The 22116-nt window shown below is 30.2% G+C and carries 21 protein-coding genes; 14 read left to right on the forward strand and 7 right to left on the reverse strand.

From position 1 onward, the window contains the following. Positions 1-30: 30 nt before the first annotated feature. The 5 genes from IM532_RS01520 to IM532_RS01540 all read left to right on the forward strand — a co-directional run bounded on the left by IM532_RS01520 (position 31) and on the right by IM532_RS01540 (position 4199). Positions 31-906, forward strand: a complete 876-nt coding sequence (locus tag IM532_RS01520; protein WP_194181678.1) for a YCF48-related protein — start codon at positions 31-33, stop codon at positions 904-906. A gap of 83 nt (positions 907-989) precedes the next feature. Further along, positions 990-1757, forward strand: coding sequence for a sulfite exporter TauE/SafE family protein (locus IM532_RS01525; protein WP_194181679.1), 768 nt, complete (start codon positions 990-992; stop codon positions 1755-1757). Continuing rightward, complete coding sequence (locus IM532_RS01530) at positions 1738-2532, forward strand: hypothetical protein (protein ID WP_194181680.1); 795 nt, start codon at positions 1738-1740, stop codon at positions 2530-2532. The genes IM532_RS01525 and IM532_RS01530 overlap by 20 nt, the downstream gene beginning before the upstream one ends. A 5-nt stretch (positions 2533-2537) precedes the next feature. Continuing rightward, positions 2538-3152, forward strand: coding sequence for a deoxynucleoside kinase (locus IM532_RS01535; protein ID WP_194181681.1), 615 nt, complete (start codon positions 2538-2540; stop codon positions 3150-3152). 75 nt (positions 3153-3227) lie between these two features. After that, positions 3228-4199, forward strand: a complete 972-nt coding sequence (locus tag IM532_RS01540) for an EamA family transporter (RefSeq protein ID WP_194181682.1) — start codon at positions 3228-3230, stop codon at positions 4197-4199. A gap of 31 nt (positions 4200-4230) precedes the next feature. Here IM532_RS01540 and IM532_RS01545 read toward each other — a convergent pair whose 3' ends face one another. The 3 genes from IM532_RS01545 to IM532_RS01555 form a co-directional block, all read right to left on the reverse strand. Then, positions 4231-5025 (reverse strand): alpha/beta fold hydrolase, encoded by a 795-nt coding sequence (locus IM532_RS01545; protein ID WP_194181683.1) that lies wholly within the window; start codon positions 5023-5025, stop codon positions 4231-4233. 456 nt (positions 5026-5481) lie between these two features. Further along, the gene (locus IM532_RS01550; RefSeq protein WP_194181684.1) at positions 5482-6453 is read right to left on the reverse strand and encodes an N-acetylornithine carbamoyltransferase; all 972 of its coding nucleotides are present in this window, start codon (positions 6451-6453) and stop codon (positions 5482-5484) included. Positions 6454-6540: 87 nt separating this feature from the next. Further along, positions 6541-7419, reverse strand: a complete 879-nt coding sequence (locus IM532_RS01555; RefSeq protein ID WP_194181685.1) for a DUF72 domain-containing protein — start codon at positions 7417-7419, stop codon at positions 6541-6543. A 126-nt stretch (positions 7420-7545) separates the two neighbouring features. Between IM532_RS01555 and htpG the strand changes: the two genes are divergently transcribed. Further along, positions 7546-9423, forward strand: a complete 1878-nt coding sequence (gene htpG, locus IM532_RS01560; protein ID WP_194181686.1) for a molecular chaperone HtpG — start codon at positions 7546-7548, stop codon at positions 9421-9423. 813 nt (positions 9424-10236) lie between these two features. Here htpG and IM532_RS01565 read toward each other — a convergent pair. The 3 genes from IM532_RS01565 to IM532_RS01575 all read right to left on the reverse strand — a co-directional run bounded on the left by IM532_RS01565 (position 10237) and on the right by IM532_RS01575 (position 13780). Further along, a complete protein-coding gene (locus IM532_RS01565) occupies positions 10237-11013 on the reverse strand; it encodes a succinate dehydrogenase/fumarate reductase iron-sulfur subunit (protein WP_194181687.1) in 777 nt (258 codons plus the stop codon). A gap of 62 nt (positions 11014-11075) precedes the next feature. Beyond that, complete coding sequence (locus IM532_RS01570) at positions 11076-13088, reverse strand: fumarate reductase/succinate dehydrogenase flavoprotein subunit (RefSeq protein WP_194181688.1); 2013 nt, start codon at positions 13086-13088, stop codon at positions 11076-11078. 11 nt (positions 13089-13099) lie between these two features. Beyond that, entirely contained in the window at positions 13100-13780 is a 681-nt protein-coding gene (locus IM532_RS01575) for a succinate dehydrogenase cytochrome b subunit (protein ID WP_194181689.1), read from the reverse strand. A 324-nt stretch (positions 13781-14104) separates the two neighbouring features. Here IM532_RS01575 and IM532_RS01580 point away from each other — a divergent pair, with 324 nt between their 5' ends. The 8 genes from IM532_RS01580 (at position 14105) to IM532_RS01615 (ending at position 20490) form a co-directional block, all read left to right on the forward strand. Next, a complete protein-coding gene (locus IM532_RS01580; protein ID WP_228063629.1) occupies positions 14105-14605 on the forward strand; it encodes an RNA polymerase sigma factor in 501 nt (166 codons plus the stop codon). Next, positions 14605-15237 (forward strand): hypothetical protein, encoded by a 633-nt coding sequence (locus IM532_RS01585; protein WP_194181691.1) that lies wholly within the window; start codon positions 14605-14607, stop codon positions 15235-15237. Before IM532_RS01580 ends, IM532_RS01585 begins: the two co-directional genes overlap by 1 nt. A gap of 52 nt (positions 15238-15289) precedes the next feature. Then, positions 15290-15568: a hypothetical protein gene (locus IM532_RS01590; RefSeq protein ID WP_194181692.1), complete on the forward strand. Its 279-nt coding sequence runs from the start codon at positions 15290-15292 to the stop codon at positions 15566-15568. 41 nt (positions 15569-15609) lie between these two features. Beyond that, on the forward strand, positions 15610-17994 hold the full coding sequence (locus IM532_RS01595) for a TonB-dependent receptor (RefSeq protein WP_194181693.1): 2385 nt from the start codon (positions 15610-15612) through the stop codon (positions 17992-17994). Continuing rightward, a complete protein-coding gene (locus IM532_RS01600) occupies positions 17984-18343 on the forward strand; it encodes a hypothetical protein (protein WP_194181694.1) in 360 nt (119 codons plus the stop codon). Before IM532_RS01595 ends, IM532_RS01600 begins: the two co-directional genes overlap by 11 nt. A 21-nt stretch (positions 18344-18364) precedes the next feature. Next, entirely contained in the window at positions 18365-18820 is a 456-nt protein-coding gene (locus IM532_RS01605) for a DUF4625 domain-containing protein (protein ID WP_194181695.1), read from the forward strand. A 97-nt stretch (positions 18821-18917) separates the two neighbouring features. Further along, positions 18918-19775: a BadF/BadG/BcrA/BcrD ATPase family protein gene (locus IM532_RS01610; protein ID WP_194181696.1), complete on the forward strand. Its 858-nt coding sequence runs from the start codon at positions 18918-18920 to the stop codon at positions 19773-19775. A gap of 10 nt (positions 19776-19785) precedes the next feature. Continuing rightward, on the forward strand, positions 19786-20490 hold the full coding sequence (locus IM532_RS01615) for a formyltransferase family protein (RefSeq protein ID WP_194181697.1): 705 nt from the start codon (positions 19786-19788) through the stop codon (positions 20488-20490). A 99-nt stretch (positions 20491-20589) separates the two neighbouring features. Here the strand turns inward: IM532_RS01615 and IM532_RS01620 are convergent, their stop codons facing one another. Further along, complete coding sequence (locus IM532_RS01620) at positions 20590-22077, reverse strand: MFS transporter (protein WP_194181698.1); 1488 nt, start codon at positions 22075-22077, stop codon at positions 20590-20592. Between the last annotated feature and the right edge of the window lie 39 nt (positions 22078-22116).

Genomic DNA, 22116 nt, shown 5'->3' on the forward strand with positions numbered 1-22116 from the left:
ATCTATTTTTGGAACAACAGTGAAGGTATAGTGATTGGAGATCCGGTTGGATCTAAATATGAAATGTACAAAACCACAGATGGTGGAACGACATGGAATACTTTATCTACAGCACCATCTCCGGTAAATGGTGATGAATATGGATATGTAGGAGGAAAAGTATCTTATGGGGATCACTTATGGTTAACATCTAATACAGGTCGTATTTTACATACAGCAGATAAAGGATTAACATGGAATAGTTATATTGCTCCTATCGATGATTTTGCTGGGGAAAATTCGTCTGGTGCAATGAGTTTCTCTAGTGAAAATTATGGATTGATTGTAGATAATACAGGATGGTTATGGGTTACTGAGGATGGTGGATCTAACTGGGAGTTAAAAGATGCACAAGGATATTATACTGCGGATATTAAATATATACCAGGTTCTGCAAATACATTCGTGTCTACTGGATTAAATGTTTATGAGAGCGAATATGGGTCAGCTTATTCAAATGATGGTGGTAAAACATGGGTTAATATAGATTTTGGTGTAACACTTGCTGACGCACGTATTAACACATCTGCGCTAGATTGTAACACCATATATACAAGTAACTTCGCAACTTCCACAGGTCAAGGAGGAATATTAAAATTAAATGGTACAATACCTGGATGTACATTAGCTGTTAATGATCAAACCTTGACTAAAGTTGAATTAAAAGCTGTTGTTAATAATGGAATACTTAATATCGTTACTAATAAAGATGTTAAAGATATCTTAGTGGGAGATATGTCTGCTAAAACTTTAGCAAGCTCGACTACTAAATTTGTTAATGTATCTCAATTAAAATCAGGGGTATACTTTGCACGTGTAGCATATGTTGACGAATCAAATAGTACTATTAAATTTGTAATTAAATAATTACTCTAAATATTTATTTTTAAAGGACAAAGTCTACACTTTGTCCTTTTCTATTTTTACCTTTGCCAAAATTTTATACAATTTTGGAAACTGAACTACTCATTTATCTTTGCATGATTGCATTTAGTGCAGGATTCATAGATTCTATTGTTGGTGGAGGAGGATTAATCCAAACTCCCTTATCCCTAGCGTTATTACCTCAACTACCAGTTGCAACTGTGATAGGAACCTTAAAAGTTCCTGCATTTTCTGGTACAGCATTAGCTACAACCCAATATTTAAAAAAAGTAAAAGTAAAATGGAAATTATTTTTAATAATGGCCATCGTTGCATTTATATCGGCATACGTAGGTTCTAAACTATTGACGATGATTGATAATGACTTTATGAAGCCACTCTTATTCATTATCTTAATCTTATTATTTATATATACTGTTCTAAAGAAAGATTTTGGACAAGCAAAAGCTAAAAAAATTACTTTAAAGAAAAGTGTAATATATGGTATTCTCAGTGCTTTTGTGATTGGAATGTATGATGGATTTATAGGTCCAGCAACAGGTACCTTCTTTATTGTTGCTTTTGTTAGCCTCCTAAAAATGGATTTTTTAGAAGCTTCTGGAACAGCAAAACTAGTGAATCTTGCTACTAATTTTGGATCCATATGCTTATTTCTTATCAGTGGTAAAATTATCTGGGCAATAGCTATACCTATGGCAATTTGTAACGGTATTGGAGGATTAGTTGGCGCAAAATTAGCAATTGCTAAAGGAAATAAATTTATTCGATATATTTTTATGTTTGTTATTTTGCTTTCAATTTGTAGATTTGGATATGAGGTCTTTATATCATAAGTATTGTTCTATTTTACTGTTTTTATTATTTCAATGGGCAAACGCTCAGTTTGAACTAAAAGATTCGATTCTTCTACCCTTTTCAAGTATAAGTCACTTACAGAAAAATGGGAATAATGAAGTCGTATTCATCGCAAATAATAATACACTTATAACAATTAATGAAGATCATAAAATAATTAATAAACCGTTAAAAAAAATAGTTTCTCATCTTGATACAAACTTAAGTCTACGTACTAGTATAGTATACAACTACCAAGAACTGGAAATTTTAGATGATAAATTAAACCCTATACAAGACCATATCAATCTCAACCAATATAATATTTATCCTTCTGCTATTACTGTGACAGATAGTCAATTTTTATGGTATTTTGATCCTATAGAACAACGCTTATATCAATGGAATTATCAATTAAAATCAATAATCAACAAATCCAATATACTTCACTTTAAAGATGATGACACAGTTATAGAAAAAATTCATATTGTAAAAAATAGAATTTTCTTAAAAGGGAAAAACTGGATTTATGAGTTCGATTATTTTGGAAACATAAAATCACAATTTAATTTAGGAGAACATACTAATTATTACTTTTCCAAGGAGAATCTTCACTTACTTACAGAGAAAAACATTAAAAGTATTAATCTTTTAAACAGTTCTATTTCGAGTACTGATAATTTTTTTAATGTAAAAGATTTTATTATGGACGAAGATCAACTTTTTGTGATAAAGGATAAGGTGATGTATATTTACACCCGAATAAAGAATTAAGAAAAATGCACATCGCCATCGCCGGAAATATTGGAGCAGGTAAAACTACTCTTACAAAACTTTTAGCTAAGCAATATAACTGGACACCACAGTTTGAGGATGTAGAACACAATCCTTATCTAGATGATTTTTATAATGATATGGAAAAATGGGCTTTTAACTTACAGATATACTTCTTAGGTAGCCGTTTCAATCAAGTAAAAGAGATTAGAGAGAGTGGTCAAAACATAATTCAAGACCGAACAATCTATGAAGATGCCCATATATTTGCGAGTAATCTAAACGACATGGGTTTATTGTCTACACGAGATTATAATAATTATTTACGTGTTTTCGATCTAATGACTTCATTTGTGGAAGCTCCAGATTTGTTAATTTATTTAAAAGCTTCTATTCCTACTTTAGTAAAACAAATACAAAAACGTGGAAGAGACTATGAAAACTCGATTAGTATTGACTATTTAAGCAGATTAAACGAGAAATACAATACATGGACATCTAATTATAAGGAAGGTAAAATTTTAATTATTGATGTTGATAATTTAGATTTTGTTGAGAATCAAGAAGATTTAGGAGAAATTTTTAACAGCGTAGAAGCTGAAATCAACGGTTTATTCTAATACCTTATTACATAAAATATTTATATGGCTTGTTTCGGAAGAAACAAGCCATTTTTAAGCAAATCAATTTTTTATATGCAAAATAACCAACTATTAAAAGGCGTATTATTCGTAGGACTAGGATCTAGTTTTTATGGTATGCTTGCTACATTTGTTAAACTAGCCTACGATGAGGGCTATTCTACTGCAGAAGTAACGGCATCACAATTTGTACTAGGAATTTTAATACTAATAACAATCAACGCTTATTTATTCTTTAAAGGTAAAGATCAAGTTAAATTTCAAGGAAATGATAGAATAAAATTACTTGTTGCGGGTAGCTCAATTGGATTAACTAGTTTATTTTATTACATCGCTGTACAATATATAAATGTTTCTATTGCTATTGTTTTACTGATGCAAACAGTTTGGATTAGTATCTTAGTGGAATCTATTTTACAAAAAAGTTTTCCATCTTTAAAAAAGATTCTAGCTGTTATTATCGTGTTAGTAGGAACATTAATGGCTACCAATTTAATTGGCCAAAAGATAGATTTAGATTGGAGAGGGATTTTTTGGGGATTAATTGCTGCTTGTTCATTCACGACAACTATGTTCACAGCTAATAGATTAGCTAATTATTTACCTACTTATAAAAAATCTTTATACATGATTTTAGGTGGTGGATTTATGGTATTGATGTTTGTCTTAATTTCACAAATTGGACCATATTACTTTTCAGATTACGTCAATTTTAACTCTTTTTTAAGTGATGAGATGATTGCCAATAGACCTTTTAATATTTCAATATTTTTTAAATGGGGAATTGCTTTGTCATTATTCGGTACAGTTTTACCTCCTATATTAATGAATAAAGGTTTTCCTATGACAGGATTAGGACTAGGAAGTATAGTGGCTTCAGTGGAGTTACCTGTATCTGTTACTATGGCATTTGTATTATTACAAGAAAAAGTATTACTAGTACAATGGTTAGGAATTATTATAATTCTTTTCGCTATTGTATTTATGAATTACAGTCAAGTTTTTCCTAAAAAGAATAAAATTTAAAATAAAAAAGCCGACTATTAGTCGGCTTTTTTTATGCTACATTATTTATATATTCTTTTTCTAAAATTCCATCTACTACTCTATCTACTTGTTCTATGTTTTCTTTTAGATATATCGTATCTTCAATTTCATCCAGTTCATAAAATTTTACATTACTTTTTATTTCATTTAACTTCGTGTAAAATCTTCTTAATTCTCTTTTATTATAAGTCGAATCATTTTTAACATAGATAATGTGAATATTCGATTTAATTAATTGAGCAATTTCTAGAATAGGTTGTCTATTTCTACTAATATCAATACTATAAAACAAAGATTTTATAAACTCATTTTTACCTATTGGTTCTTCTACTAACCAATTTTCTGTAATTGGAGAAGAGGCTATTGGTATCAAGTTTAAAATTCTTTTTGGAAATAAACATGCCATTTCCCATGCAATACCTCCGCCTAAATCTGCACCAATTACAGCAAACAGCTCATTTATCTCCAATTCAAATAATGTCAACCAAAACAATACTGCAACATCTCTAGATGTTATTTTTTCAAACGGTAAATGTTTATAATTAATTTCTTTGACTACTTCATTTCCTGGGATATCAATACATATAACTGTATATTCGGTTAAATCAATAGCTTTATTTTTCCCTATTACTCCATCCCAATGAAACATACAATCCGAATCACTATTTAGCGAGTGATTAATTAAAATAACTGGTGCCGTTCCAATTGGTAATCCATAATGACGATAAGTAACCGAAACGTTATTAATTATAGAGTTATCTTCGAGAGGCCAAACAGGTATTGAGATTTGTTGTAAAGTTTGCATTGTTATAAATTTTAGGATTGTTTTTGATAATTTATATTTTATTTAAATAAAAATCCCCGACGATTTTTAATTCGACGGGGAGACCAAAGTATCATAAAAAATGAATTTTATTATAATATATACGACTCTTCCACGCCTGAATTTAACATCCACACCTGTTTACAAATTGACATATATAACGAATTAAATTTCACTTTTTCTGTACTTTCTATCTCAAATATAGGATTAATTTATAAAACTTGCTAATTACACATCTGATTTTAACGTTAAATAAACAGTTTTTATAAAAAATTTAATATTAAACATTCTAGAAAAAATATTGATAAGAGGATATAATTTGGAAATGATATGCATAATCCATAAATCATTCTTTTTCTAGTTACGCGTACAGAATCAAAATTAGTTTATAAAAAAAAGCTGGTATTTCTACCAGCTTGTAATTTTTATATAAAATTTTTACTTATTCTTTAAAATTTCATGAAATACTGTCTGAGCAGAAAAAATTCTGTTCGTTGCTTCGTCAATTACAATCGAAACATCAGAATCGAGCACTTCATCAGAAACAACTACATTACGACGTACCGGTAAACAGTGCATGAATTTTCCATTATTCGTTAAATTCATTTTATCCATTGTTACTTGCCAGTCTTTGTCTCCTTCATTCGCTTGCCCATAATTTTCATAAGAAGACCAGTTTTTAGCGTATACAAAGTCAGCATCTTTTAAAGCTTCATCTTGATCATACATAATCGTTGCACCTTCAGTAAATTTAGGATCAAGTTCCATCCCTTTCGGTTGCACTATAGTAAAGTCTACCCAGTCTACTTTAGAAAACCATTCAGCGAAAGAATTGGGTACAGCTTGTGGTAGACGACGTGGATGAGGAGCCCAAGTCATCACAACTTTTACTTTCTTCTTAGGTTTAGCAATTGCATCATATCCTATTTTCTCAGCTATTGTAATTAAATCAGCAAAAGATTGTAAAGGATGTAAAGTTGCACTTTCTAATGAAACAACTGGAACTGAAGATAATGATTTCACTTTATTAAACATAATTTCATTATAGTCTTCATCACGATCAACTAGCTTAGGAAAAGTTCTAACACCTAAAACATCACAATAAGCACTCATTACTTGAATAGCCTCTGTAATATGTTCCTGAGAATCTCCATCCATCACTGTTCCGTCTGCCATTTCTAATGTCCAAGAATCTGCACCTGCATTTAGTACCCAAACATTAGCGCCTAGATTATAAGCTGCTTTTATAGAACTTAAACGTGTACGTAAACTAGGATTAAAGAAAATTAAACCTATTGTTTTATTTTTTCCAATTTCTTGTTGGTCGAATGGATTTGCTTTAATTTTTAAAGCTGAATTCAGTAATTCGTCAATGTTCTCCACATCGTTAACCGAGGTAAACTGTTTCATATAAATATGCGTTATGTATTATTCGTTAAGCAAATTTACTTTAAACAATTGATGTATTCTCCTTCTATACTTAAAAATATTTTATAATTATTCATGATATACACTCGGTATACGAATATTTATACCAAGTTGATCATTTAATTTTTCTATAAAATACGTAGCATATAATTCTTCTTTTCCTTGAAGACCTTGATGAATAAAGAAATTAACTGATTGTAAACCTTTCTCTTTAAGTTGCTTTATTACTTCAATCCAATTATCTAAACGCTTATAATCAATAGGATCGTATGCACTTACGAATCGTACAAAAAGATGTGGCGAGGTTAATCTCATATGTAAGATATCTCTACGACCTGGAGTGTCTACGATAACATTAGTTATTAAATTATTTTCCAATAAAAGAGCATATTGATCAAAAATATTTTGATTCTGAAACCATTCCTCATTTCTGACTTCAATAGCAAATGGGTAACCTTTTGGAAAATTTTCTACGAAATCGATTAATCGATCTAAATCTTTAGGCTTATAATTATCATGCATTTGTAGAAAAGCTATTCCTAATTTTTCTTCGAACAAAGTTATTGCATCTAAAAAAGTCCACAATTTTTCTTTAACATTTAGTAACCTATTGTAATGGCTAATAGTTTGCGGTACTTTTGGAAAAAATTTGAAGTCAACCGGTGTTTTATTTTTCCATGTTACAATTTGTTCTTTTTTTGGAGAACTATAAAAAGTACCATTCATTTCTATCGCATTAAATTGAGTAGAATAATAGGTTAATTCATCTTTTGTTTTCGGAGGAAAAAATCCTTTTAAATCTTGTTTTGACCAACGAGCTGCACCTACATACACTTCAAAAGTTGTATCCTTTTGTTTAAATTTCTCTAAAATCTTAAATGTATCTAGCGGTATTGGTGGCAATTTAAAATCAATTCCGTTTATACTTTCTACTTTTCCAAACTTCATTCTGACTAAATTTTGATAAAAATACAGTTTTTAACGATTGATTTGGGACAAAATGTCATATAAATCCGAATGGTATCGGATTTGAGTATTAATTAATATCAATTATTTATAAAAAAACTTAATATAATGAACAAAGGAAGTATTAATGTATCGGTGGAAAATATCTTTCCGTTAATTAAAAAATTCTTATACTCTGATCACGAGATCTTTTTACGCGAATTAGTTTCAAATGCAACAGATGCTACGTTAAAATTAAAGCATTTAACAAATATCGGAGAAGCAAAAGTTGAATATGGAGAGCCAAAAATTGAGGTAAAAATCAATAAAGAAAATTCAACTTTACATATTATTGACCAAGGACTTGGTATGACAGCTGAAGAGGTGGAAAAATATATCAACCAAGTTGCTTTTTCTGGTGCAGAAGAATTTATTAATAAGCATAAAGATGCTGATGGAATTATAGGTCATTTTGGGTTAGGTTTTTATTCTGCTTTTATGGTAGCGGACAAAGTAGAAATTATCACTAAATCTTTCAAAGATGAACCTGCAGCACATTGGACGTGTGATGGTTCTCCAGAATTTACATTAGATGTAGCTGATAAAACAGATCGTGGTACTGAAATTATCTTACATATCGCTGAAGATTCTAAAGAATTCTTGGATGAGTGGAAAATCCGTGAACTTTTAACAAAGTATAATAAATTTATGCCTGTTCCAATTAAATTTGGAACACGTAAAGAAACATTACCATTACCAGAAGGAGCAGCTGAAGATGCAAAAGCAGAAGAAATAGAAGTTGATGATATCATTAATAACCCTACTCCAGCTTGGACGAAAGCCCCCTCTGATTTAACAGAAGAAGATTATTCAAAATTCTACCGTGAATTGTATCCAATGCAATTTGAGGATCCATTATTCCATATTCATTTAAATGTAGATTATCCGTTTAATTTAACTGGAATATTATTCTTTCCTAAATTAGGTAACAACATTAATATTGATAAAGATAAAATTCAATTATATCAAAACCAAGTGTTTGTAACAGATGAAGTAAAAGGAATTGTACCTGACTTCTTAATGTTATTACGTGGTGTAATTGATTCACCAGATATTCCGTTAAATGTTTCTCGTTCATACTTACAAGCTGACGGAGCAGTGAAAAAAATATCGGCTCACATTACCAAGAAAGTAGCAGATAAAATGGGTTCTCTAATTACTCAAAATCGTGAAGATTATGAGCAAAAATGGAACGACATTAAAGTTGTTATAGAATATGGTATGGTAACAGAAGATAAATTTTTTGAAAAATCTGACAAGTTTGCCTTATACCCTACAACAGACGGTAAATACTATACTTGGTCTGAATTAGAAGATAGAATCAAAGTAAATCAAACAGATAAAAATGGTAAAACTGTAGTCCTTTATTCAACGGATAAAGATGCACAAGATCAATATATCCAAATTGCTAATGAAAAAGGTTATGAAGTTATTTTCTTAGACTCTCCTATTTCGGCTCATCTAATCCAAAAATTAGAAGGATTAAAAGAAAATGTAACGTTTGCTCGTGTAGATGCTGATCATATTAATAACTTAATTGATAAAGATGAAGTTAAGATTTCAAAATTATCTGACGAAGATAAAGAGAAGTTAAAAACTCAAATTACAGAAGGAATTGATAATAAATCTTACACAGTACAATTAGAAGATTTATCTGCAACTGATGCTCCATTTATTATTACACAATCAGAATTTATGCGTCGTATGAAAGATATGCAAGCTACTGGAGGTGCAAATATGTTTGGTATGGGAAGTTTTCCTGAAATGTATAATGTTGTAGTGAATGCAAATTCAGATTTAGCTTCACAAATTCTAAGCAAAGAAAATGATGATGAACGCAAGGAAATAATCTCACATGCATTAGATCTGGCAAAATTATCTCAAGGATTGTTAAAAGGTAAAGAATTAACAAATTTTATCAATCAAAGTTTCAATAAAATTAAATAAGGTTTAAAACCAGATAATTACTATAATCCTGCTTATTATTAAGCAGGATTTTTTATTACTGAAATTCTATATTGATGTGTTAAATTATGATATTTTATGTATAAATATTTTTAATATATGATATTTGTCATTAAATTTACAATAGAAATAAAAATAATCGTTCTCTTCTTTAAAATTATTGGAGGTTTTAAAACAGAACATTTTAAAAGTTATTTATATTTCTAATTGAAATTACAGCATAATTAAGATTATAACTTAAAATGTTATTATTTTCATTATCAAATTTCTAAAAGGATGTCAAGTAATTGACATCCTTTTACACCCGAAAGTTCTTTGTAATTGTCAAATAGATTATCTGTAAATCATGTGTATTTACTTCGGAAGATAAAATTTTATAGAATTAAAATTTGAGGTGCATTTAATCCATCAAATGACAATTTATTTTTATATATAGAACCTATACAATTACTATATTAATTATATATAGTATTTGGAAAGGATTTCAAGTAATTGAAATCCTTTTTTATAAGAAGTTCTTTAAAATTGATGAGTTAATGATATGGTATTTAACTAAATAATTATAATAAATTTTATTAAGAGAATAATTTCCTGAGTAAACTTTCTTATTATAGAAGTAATTAATAAACAATTAATTTATCAATTAATGTTATATATAGAGCGAATACAATAATTAAATTCATTATTGGATTAAGTTTTTGGGAAGGATTTCAAGCAATTGAAATCCTTTTTTGTAAAAAAAAAGGTGTAGAATAAATCTACACCTTTTTAAGTATTATATCGAATGATTTCGAATTAAGCCATTTCTTCAGAAGTAATTTTAGCTGATAAGAACTCACGGTTCATACGAGCGATATTTTCTAAAGAGATTCCTTTAGGACATTCAACTTCACAAGCTCCTGTATTAGTACAGTTACCGAAACCTTCCAAGTCCATTTGAGCAACCATTTTCTGTGCACGACGAGAAGCTTCTACTTTACCTTGTGGTAATAATGCAAATTGAGAAACTTTAGCACCTACGAATAACATCGCAGAACCATTTTTACAAGTTGCAACACAAGCACCACAACCAATACATGTTGCAGCATCAAAAGCGTCATCAGCAGCTTTCTTGTTGATTGGAATAGCGTTAGCATCAACTGTACGTCCTGAAGTATTTACAGAAACATAAGCACCTGCTTGTTGGATACGGTCAAAAGATGAACGGTCAACCATTAAATCTTTGATTACAGGGAATGCAGCAGATCTCCAAGGCTCGATGTAAATTGTCTCACCATCTTTGAACATACGCATGTGTAATTGACATGTAGTAACTCCAGAATCAGGTCCATGTGCTTGTCCATTAATGAATAAAGAACACATACCACAGATTCCTTCACGACAGTCGTGGTCAAAAGCAACTGGTTCTTTACCTTCTTCGATTAATTGCTCGTTTAATAAATCAAGCATTTCTAAGAAAGAAGAGTCAGTCGAAACATCTTTTAGAGAATATGTTTCCATTTTCCCTTGGTCATTAGCGTTTTTTTGACGCCAAATTTTCAGTGTAATACTGATATTTTTTGATGATGCCATATTATTTTAAGATATTTTGACATTTAGTTGAGTTCAAAAATAAACTCAATTAAATGATTTAATTATTTGTAACTACGAGCTTTTAACTCAATAAATTTGTATTCTAACATTTCTTTGTGTAGAACCTCTTGGTTGATATCTTTTCCTTTATATTCCCAAGCAGCTACATAAGCAAAGTTTTCGTCATCACGTAAAGCTTCTCCTTCTGGTGTTTGGTAATCTTCACGGAAGTGTCCACCACAAGATTCATTACGGTGTAATGCATCAATCGCCATTAATTGACCTAATTCTAAGAAATCTGCAACACGTCCAGCTTTTTCTAATTCAGAATTTAATTCGTCAACTTTTCCTGGAACTTTTACATCACGATAGAATTCTTCACGTAAAGCTGCAATTTCAGCAATAGCTTCTTGTAAACCTTTTACATTACGAGCCATACCAACTTTATTCCACATAATGATACCTAAACGTTTATGGAAGTGATCCACAGATTTAGTACCGTTATTATTTACGAAGAAGTTTAATTGATCTTTAACAGCTTTTTCAGCAGCATCAAATTCTGGAGTATTTGTAGGGATTTTACCTGTACGAATATCAGAAGCTAAGTAATCAGCGATTGTATAAGGTAATACAAAATAACCATCAGCTAAACCTTGCATTAATGCAGAAGCTCCTAAACGGTTTGCACCGTGATCAGAGAAGTTAGCTTCACCAGCTACGAAACATCCAGGGATTGTAGACATTAAGTTGTAATCTACCCATACTCCACCCATTGTATAGTGAATCGCTGGGTAAATACGCATTGGATTTTCATAAGGATTTTCATCTGTAATTTTCCAGTACATTTGGAATAAGTTACCATATTTCTCCTCAATCCATTGTTTACCTAATCTTTCGATTTCAGCATCTGATGGATTTTGATCTCCATTTGCAAAGGCTACTTCTTTACCTTTCTTTTTAATTTCGTGAGTAAAGTCTAAGTATACACCTTCTCCTGTTTCGTTTGCTTCAATACCGTAACCTGCATCAGAACGTTCTTTAGCAGCACGAGATGCAACGTCACGAGGTACTAAGTTACCAAATGCTGGGTAACGACGCTCTAAGTAGTAATCTCTGTCTTCCTCTTTGATATCTTTTGCTTTTAACTTTCCTGCACGGATAGCTTCAGCATCTTCTTTTTTCTTAGGAACCCAAATACGTCCAGAGTTACGTAATGATTCAGACATTAACGTTAACTTAGACTGATTTGTTCCGTGAATTGGAATACAAGTAGGGTGAATTTGTACATAACAAGGGTTAGCGAATAATGCACCTTGTTTGTGAATTTTCCATGCTGCAGTAACATTAGATCCCATTGCATTAGACGATAAGAAATATACGTTACCGTAACCTCCTGTCGCAATTACAACTGCGTGAGCTGAATGTCTTTCAATTTCACCTGTAACCATGTTACGAGCGATAATACCACGAGCTTTTCCATCAACAATTACTAATTCTAACATTTCGTGACGGTTGTACATCTCGATATGTCCTAAGTGAATTTGGTGATTCATTGCTGAATAAGCACCCAATAATAATTGTTGTCCTGTTTGACCTTTTGCGTAGAATGTACGAGAAACCTGTACCCCACCAAAAGAACGGTTATCTAATAACCCACCATAATCACGTGCAAAAGGAACCCCTTGCATAACACATTGGTCGATAATGTTACCAGAAACTTCAGCTAAACGATAAACGTTTGACTCACGTGCGCGGTAATCACCCCCTTTTATAGTGTCATAGAATAAACGGTAGATAGAGTCATTATCTCCTTTGTAATTTTTAGCAGCATTTACCCCACCTTGCGCAGCAATAGAGTGTGCACGACGTGGAGAATCTTGGTAACAGAAAGCTTTCACTTTGTATCCTAGCTCTGCTAATGTAGCAGCTGCAGAACCTCCAGCTAAACCAGTACCAACAACAATAACATCAATTTTATCACGGTTATTAGGAGCTACTAAATTTAAGTGAGCTTTATGCTCGCTCCATTGATTTGCGATATCTCCTTTAGGAGTTTTAGAATTTAAAATACTCATTTCTCTTGATATTATAAGTTATTAACAAAATGGTAAATAGCAATAACGATAAAACCTGCTGGAATTAGGATTGAATACCATTTTCCGAAAGCTACAATACATGGTGTGTATTTAGCATGTCTAGCTCCAATAGATTGGAAAGCAGAAGCAAAACCATGTTGTAAGTGTAATGATAAAAATACAAATGCAACAACGTATAATACTAATGTAATAACAGAAGTAAATACATGGTTTACGTGATCCATAAAGAAGTTACCTTGACCAAAGTTAGGATCTACATTCACATAATGTGCGTTGATTGTAGGTACCCAAAATTGCCATAAGTGAACTAATAAAAATAATAATACAACCGCTCCAGAGATAATCATATTTCTTGACATCCAAGTAGAGTTAGCAGCACCATTATATTTAGCATAAGCTACTGGTCCACGTGCTTTTTTGTTTTGAATTTCTAATACAAATCCCATTACGAAGTGGTAAACCACCCCAATTAACAAGATTGGTTGCATTACAAATTGAATAATCGGGTTAGCGCTCATAAAAGCTGAAACCTCGTTAAACCCATCAGGATAAATTACTGATAAGGCATTAATCACGAAATGTTGTAACAAGAACACGATTAAAAATAACGCTGATAGCGCCATCGCGAACTTCTTACCAATCGAAGACTTTAGTAATGATTCATTTGCCATAAAGCAATACGTTTAATTTTTTAGATATTTCTACAAATTTAATCAACACAAGCCGCTATGCACAATGAATTTTATCATTTAAAGACTACTTACTCTAGTTTAGAACGATTCTTATTAATAAGTTAAAGATTTACACTTTTTTATAAAAAAAAATCAAAAAAGTATTGTTTATATATTATTTTCATTAGATTTGTTGCTGATAAAGCAATAGCTTTTTCATAGGTTTAAGTTAGTTAGGAAATCTCCATGTCTTCGGATATGGAGATTATTTTTTTTGTAACATTTTCATATTTTAGTCTACTAATAGTAAAATATAACTTTAAATTGTCAACTAAGGCCACCATATTCACTAATTTGATTGAAAAAAATCAAGGGATTATTCATAAAATCTGTCGTATATATACAGATGATGAACTATCTCATGAGGATTTATTTCAGGAAATCGTTTTACAATTATGGCGTTCATACGATAGTTTTAAAGGTGATGCAAAGTTTTCTACATGGATGTATCGGGTAAGCCTTAATACAGCTATAATTTTAATCCGTAAAAAACATAAATCTATACAAATTTCGAATTTAGAATACCAATCTTTAAATATAAAATCAGAAGATATAAATTCTGAAACAGAAGAGCAACTACAACTCCTCTATGCCGCTATTAAAATGTTAAATAACATGGAAAGAGCGTTAGTATTGATGTATTTGGATGATCTACCTTATAAAGAAATCGCAGAAACTATAGGAATATCGGAAGTAAATGCACGGGTTAAAATGAATAGAGTTAAACAAAAGTTGAAAGAAATTATTACTAAAATAGATCAATAATGGAATTAGATGATTTAAAATCCGCTTGGAATTCTATTCCTGAAGAAAAAACATATAATAAGCAAGATATTTTTGATATGTTGAAGAAAAAATCTTCTTCGACAATAAAGTGGTTGTTCCTATTTACCATTTTCGAATTAGCTTTAGTTCTGTTTTTTACAATGCTTTCTATTGCAAAAAGAAAATTAATTAACGGCGATATTATTTCGCCTAATGAAAACTTTATTTCCAATAATTATATTGTTGGTTCAGCATTTACAATTATAATCTCAGTCATATTTATCGCATATACTTATAAAACTTATCGTAAAATAAATATCAATAATTCTATTACAGATTTAATTACTCAGATTATAAAATTCAGAAAAACTATAAATTTATTTGTATTATTTATTTTAATATCTATTATTTCTGTTTCACTACCCTATTATTATAAATTAGGACAAAATATTTACATCAATAAGCTTGGAATTGAGCATAATACAGAAAAAATAAACACATTTGGATGGATTGCTGTTGTCGTTGCACTTGTATTTATTATTCTTATAACATCTATGTATTATGGCTTTTTATATTGGTTTTTTCTAAGAAAATTATCACGAAATTTAATTGATTTAAAGAACATTAAATAATTTTATATACTTTTGCCAATACATGATAAGCAAATTAAAACATATAATTCTAATGTTGAGTATACTGATGTCTACCTATCAGTCTATACACATCATCAGTCATGTTTTTACAAATCATGAGGATGTACAAAAAGAATTAGTTCATATCAATGATCATAAATGTAGTTTATGTCAAATTGATATGAATACATTAATTCCTATTATTACGTACGAAACCTTTACATGGTATAATTCTGATATTAAACAAAACTTTAGTTTCTATCAAATTAATGAATTTTCTTCTACAATTCTACTCTTTTATAGCCTTAGAGCGCCCCCTTATGTGATTTAATTTCAGTTTATTTTTATTGTTTTTAATCCCATAACACATTCATGTCACATATAATTAAAGGCACTGTTGTAGCTACATTATTATGTAGTTCAGCATTTGCACAACATACTATTTCGGTTCAAATAGTTGATCAAAATTTAAATCCTGTACCTTTTGTTACAATAGAATTTAATAAAGTTAATTTACAAAGTGATGCATTAGGAAAATTTACGATTAGTGATATATCTAATGGATCTTACGAAGTTTATATTAACGAACAAGGCTTTGTCCCTTTTTCAAAAAAAATCATTGTAAGTCAAAGTCAAAATTTAAAACTTACTCTTATACATGATCACAGTTATACACTAGATGAAGTTAGCGTTATAGCTCATAAACATGATTTTAAAACAACCAATACTCAACATGTCGATCAAAAATATGTTAGGGATAATTATGGAGGTTCTTTAGCCAAATCTTTAGAAAATATGGCTGGAGTTAACGCTTCTGGAATTGGATCAGCTGCTTCGAAACCCATTGTTAGAGGTTTAGGATTTAATCGATTATTGGTTTCTGAAAATGGACTAAAACAAGAAGGGCAACAATGGGGAGCAGATCATGGATTAGAAATTGATGCGCTGAATATTGAGGAGGTTGAAGTAATTAAAGGTCCAGCAACATTAGAATATGGTAATGAAGCTATTGCAGGAGTTATTAAAATTAAAAATAACCAAATCCCTTTTAAAAATTCTACCCAGACAAATGTTGGAATAATGTATCAATCCGTAAATGATAATTATGTAACATCTGCAAATCATCAAGCGCGTGGAGATAAATATTTTTATAAAATAAAGGGGAGTTATAGCGATTTTGCTGATTACAGAACTACGACAGATCGTATAAAATACTTAGATCGTTGGATGCCTATTTATAAGAATCGAGTTAAAAACACTGCCGGTGAAGAGTTCAACCTTCAAGGCCAAGTTGGTTATATTGATCAGAAAATTAGAAGTATATTAACCCTATCAAATTACAATCAAAAGACTGGATTTTTCCCAGGTTCACATGGAATTCCATCAATAGATCGTTTAGGTCATGATGGCGATTATCGCAATGTAGATTTTCCTTACCAAAAGGTAAATCATTTTAAAGTAATTAGTGAAAATGAAATAAAATTAAGCACTAAAGATCAACTTAAATTTAATTTTGGTTACCAAAGAAATTTAAGACAAGAGAAAAGCGCTTTTCATACCCATTACGGTAATCAAAATGCTCCTACAATAGACCCTGATGTAGAATTAGAATTTGCATTAACTTCATATGATGCGCAAGCAAAATATGAACATACACATAATAAGAATTTTAAAACTATAATTGGTGCCCAAACCCAGGTACAATATAATAATATCTCGGGATACAATTATCTGTTACCTGCCTATGATCGTAATATTTACAGTGGATTTATTATAGAGGAATTCCAGAAAAATAAAACATGGAAAGTAACTGCGGGATTACGCTATGATTATGCTGATTTTAAATCTGAAGGTTTTTTTGATCAAACTTTGGCAGATTATTTAATTGAAAATAATTATTCAGCTGAGATTGCGAATTATTATGCCAATAGAAGTGAAAATATTTCTCGTTCTTTTTCTAATTTGAATGGTATGGTTGGAGCTACTTTTCAACCCAATGATTTTTGGGATTTTAATTTAAATATTGGGACTAATTTTAGGTTACCAACGGCAATAGAACTTGGATCTAATGGAATACATCACGGATCTTTCCGCCATGAACGAGGCGATGCCACTTTAGATACGGAGAAAGGTTATGCTCTTGATTTTAAAACTACATTTCATAGAAATGATTGGGATATTTCTGTAAATCCTTATTTATATTACTTTACAAATTATATTTTTTTAAAACCATCTGGCCAGTTTTCGATCTTACCGCATGGTGGGCAAATTTATCAATACACACAGAGTAAAGCTTTATTAACTGGGTTTGAAGCTGAGATAAATAAACGATTCTCGAAAGAATTTGAGGCTCAAATGGTCTATGAATTTATTTATAATCGTCAATTAAATGATCATAATAATTTAAGCTATTTTCTTCCATTTACACCACCTAATTCTATCTATACCCGTCTAAATTACACAGTAGACAAATCTCTTTCGTTTATAGATAATTTAACTTTTGGATTAAATGGAAAATATGCTTTTCAGCAAAATAATATTGCACAGAATGAAGATATTACAAAAGATTACTTTTTATTAGGAGCAAGTGTTAAAGCGAATATACTAATCAATAATTTCAAAGCTACCTTAACTGTACAAGGGTCTAATCTTCTTAATAAAAACTATTATAATCATACAAGTTTTTACAGAGCATTGCAATTACCTGAGCAGGCAAGAAATATACAAGTGATGTTGAATATACCTTTTGGAAAATAAACTAGTGAATCAATTTATCAAACATAAATTTATTGTATTATGTAGTAACATTATTTTGTTATTACCCCTTTCTAATGCATTACATTTTGTTTTAATTGATCACGAATTATCTATATTTTCCATCAAAAAGAATAAAATCACGCATCAATGCGATGATTATATTCTTTACCAAGTTTACACTGAAAATGACTTTGATCTAGAAATAAATCCACCAGTTTGGATAAATTTTATACAAATTATAGACGTATTTTATCAGATTAATTCTTTTTCTACTTTTTTTATAAATATTAATAATAGAGGTCCTCCTGAGTACTTAAAAACAATAAACTACTTAAACCAGCATTATTAAATAATTTATAAAATAGCAAAAATGAAAAAATTCTTAAAAACAATCATATTATCAGTATCACCTTTATTTATCTTAGGTTCTTGTTCTAGTGACGATGAAGTATTAGACATTACAAAACCTGTAATTACATTACTTTCTCCAAAAGATCATGCACATTTACACTTGGGAGATACATTTACTGTTGAAGCAATCTTAAAAGATGATATAGAATTAGGATCAGGAAAAATTGATATTCATTATTCAGGCGACGGACACCAACACAGATCAATCAACACTGAATGGAAATATTCGAAAGAAATTCAGATTTCTTCAGGAAAAAAAGAAGAAATTTTGAGTCATCAAATTACAATTCCTGAAGAAGGTATATTAGATGGATCTTACCATTTAGGAGTTTTCTTAATTGACAAAGCTGGTAATCAGACACAAACATTTATAGAAATTGATATTGTAAATCATGGAAATGAACACGATCATTAAATAGAAATCAGGCTTGGAAACTTATGAAATTCCAAGCCTTTTTTATTTCTATTAAATGAAAGATTTGTTACTTTAGCAACTATCAAATAAAATTCAAATGATAATTATCGCAGATAGTGGATCGACTAAAACAGATTGGGTTGTTTTAGATAATAATAATGAAGAAGTTTTTCGTACAAACTCTATTGGATTTAATCCTTACTTCGTTTCAAGCGTTGATATTACAACCGAAATTTCTAAAAATGAAGAACTAAGTGCTATAGCTTCTGAGGTTACAAAAGTATTTTTTTATGGTGCAGGAACTTCATCAGAAGAAAATAGAGAAATCGTCCGTGTAGGCTTAAATGGAATTTTCACGAATGCTCAATTTGTTGTAGATCATGATTTGTTAGCAGCCTGTTATGCAACTTATATGGGGAAACCTGCAATGGTTTGCATTTTAGGGACAGGATCTAACTCATGCTATTTTGACGGAACTTCTATGCGAGAAGAGACCAAATCCTTAGCTTATATCTTAGGAGATGAAGGTTCTGGGAATGATCTAGGTAAGAGATTACTTCGCGCTTATTTCACTAAAAAAATGCCTCCACATTTAGCAAAAGCTTTTGATGATTATTATAAACTATCAATAGAAGAGTTAAATAAAAACGTGTATCAAAATAAATTTGCAAATGCTTATTTAGCCTCATTTAATAAATTTGTGGTTGAACATAAAGACGATGCATTCATCCAAAAACTGATATATGATGCCATGACTGGTTTTATTGAGTTTCAGATTTTACCATACGAAGAAGCACGCCATTCTGAATTAAATTTTATAGGTTCTATTGCTCACATTTACGAACCTATTATACGATCTGTAGCAGCTCAACATCACTTAACAGTTGGACATATTATTAGAAAACCGATTGATAATGTGGTTGAATATCACAAAAAATATTTAATTAACGCATAGATTTTCATCAATGAATCAACCTACTATTGCTGTAATCACTTACAATACACCACATCGTAAAACGCAAGACGTTTTACACGGACTAAAAGCAAAAGGATACCAGTACGTAAAAATATATGCTCTACCATTTGTTCGTCGTGAGAATCCTTTTAAACCTATTTTTCAGCATCGTCCAAGTAAAGCAATAAATATTGAGATCGAAGATTATGCGCGTAATTTTAATTATCAATTTGCTACAACTACAGCGGAAACTTTGAATCAACAATTGATTGAAGATAAAGCTGATTTTGTAATTATTGCAGGCGCAGGATTATTACCAGATGATTTAGTTGTTAATCATAAAATTATAAACACACATCCTGGATTTTTACCTAAAACTCGTGGACTAGATTCTTTAAAATGGGCAATCGTAAAGGGTGTAGAAATAGGTGTTACTACTCATTTTGTAGACACAGAAGCTGATGCAGGCTTTTTAATAGAACAGAAGTTGGTTCCTATTTATCATAATGATACTTTTCATTCTGTAGCTACACGACAATATGAAATGGAAATAGAAATGTTGATCAACTCTATTGAATTAATTCCTAATTTATTAGAGTTCCCATCACTTTCTACGACGGAATATGAAGCTACACGTAGAATGCCTAAAACTATAGAGCAAGATTTAATGGATTCATTTGAAATTTATAAAAACAAATTTCAACTCACTGAGTAAATAAAATCATCAACTAACAAAAAAGCTATTTCAATCATGAAATAGCTTTTTTTATCTAAAATAGGTTTACTTTAAACTTAATTTTACAAGTATAAAGATTTAATTAATTTCTTTTTTGTGGAATACATATACTTTGATGGGATTATAAAGCAATATAATAACAACCGTTATTACTCCTACTACAAATAAAGTACGGAAGATTTGAATATTAGAAATCAATAAAGATTGGTTATACAAACTTGCCTTTAATGCAGTAGATGTTAAACTCACTGACTCATTGTGTATATGAGTAGCAATATTAGCATTGAATAATTCTTCCCATTTATTTTGAAAATAAGATTTAGTAATATCTAAATTCTCTGTCATGTAAAACTGATGCTTAGTTGTCAGATACAAAATAAGATTTTGCATTAAAGAGAAACCAATCGTAGAAGTCCAATACCTAGCAGCAACAGCAGCTTGCATGGTATTCATAGAAAAATTAGCATGTACAGATCCTACCATATATTGCAGAATTGGAGAAAAAAGAATTCCTTGTCCCAAACCTTCAACAATAAGTGGTGGAATAACTTCCGCAGGTTTTGCATCGGGTACAAATAAGTAACTAAACCACATCATACTAGTGGTAAGACACATAAAACCTAGAATAAATACATATCTATAGGCCAATCCTCTTACAATTAATACATAAGATAAGAATGCACCTAAATAAATACCTAGACAGTTATAATATTGAATTTCTAAAACATATTCCCAATGCCATTTCCAAACAACACTCATTACTTGGTAAATATTACTCATACTAGCCTTGAAGATATATAATACAAAAAATATTAAAATACCTATTATTACACGTTCTGATCGTAAAATATTAAAATGGAAAATAGGTTTCTTAGAAGTTAATTGTTGTAAAACAAATATACCTGAGAACACACAAAATCCCGTAAAAGCTAATATGATATAAGACGACTCAAACCAATAATATCTCTTACCATAGATTAATACAAACGCTCCCGAAACCAAACTCAGCATCATTAATAGATAACCTGCCAAATTCAGCTGATACAAAGGCTTTTTAGGATATAAACGACCGTGACTAAATAAAAACACATAGATAAATAATGCAATAACGTGAAAAAATACAACCGTGTAAATCATCATGTTGTAATTATAATTTTCAATTGCAAATTTCACTACAGAAGTAGAAATTTTATCACCAGTCATTATAAATGCATATAAAAAAGAGTTCCCTAATAAACGACCATAGGGACTCTTTATACGAGACATAATTAGCGGCACTGTAATACAACTTTCTAAATAAGAAGTTGTTCCTTGTATAGCTCTTAATGTATAGACTAATTCTTTATTAGAAGAAATAGACAATAATAGCATCACAATAATATTAATAATTGTCATTATTAACATATATGATCTAATATTGAAGAAATGAAACAAACGTTCATTTATACACAATCCACAAACAATTGTTGCATACGCAAGAGTAAAGATAAATTGCAAATCATCAACATCAACATCTAAAAATGACGCAGTAAAAGTACTGTTCATGTTAAAGAAAGGAAGAATCATGATATATGGGATAAGAGAAAGAATTAATATTGGAATAAT

It is taken from the genome of Faecalibacter rhinopitheci (assembly GCF_015234135.1).
GTDB classification, from domain to species: domain Bacteria; phylum Bacteroidota; class Bacteroidia; order Flavobacteriales; family Weeksellaceae; genus Empedobacter; species Empedobacter rhinopitheci.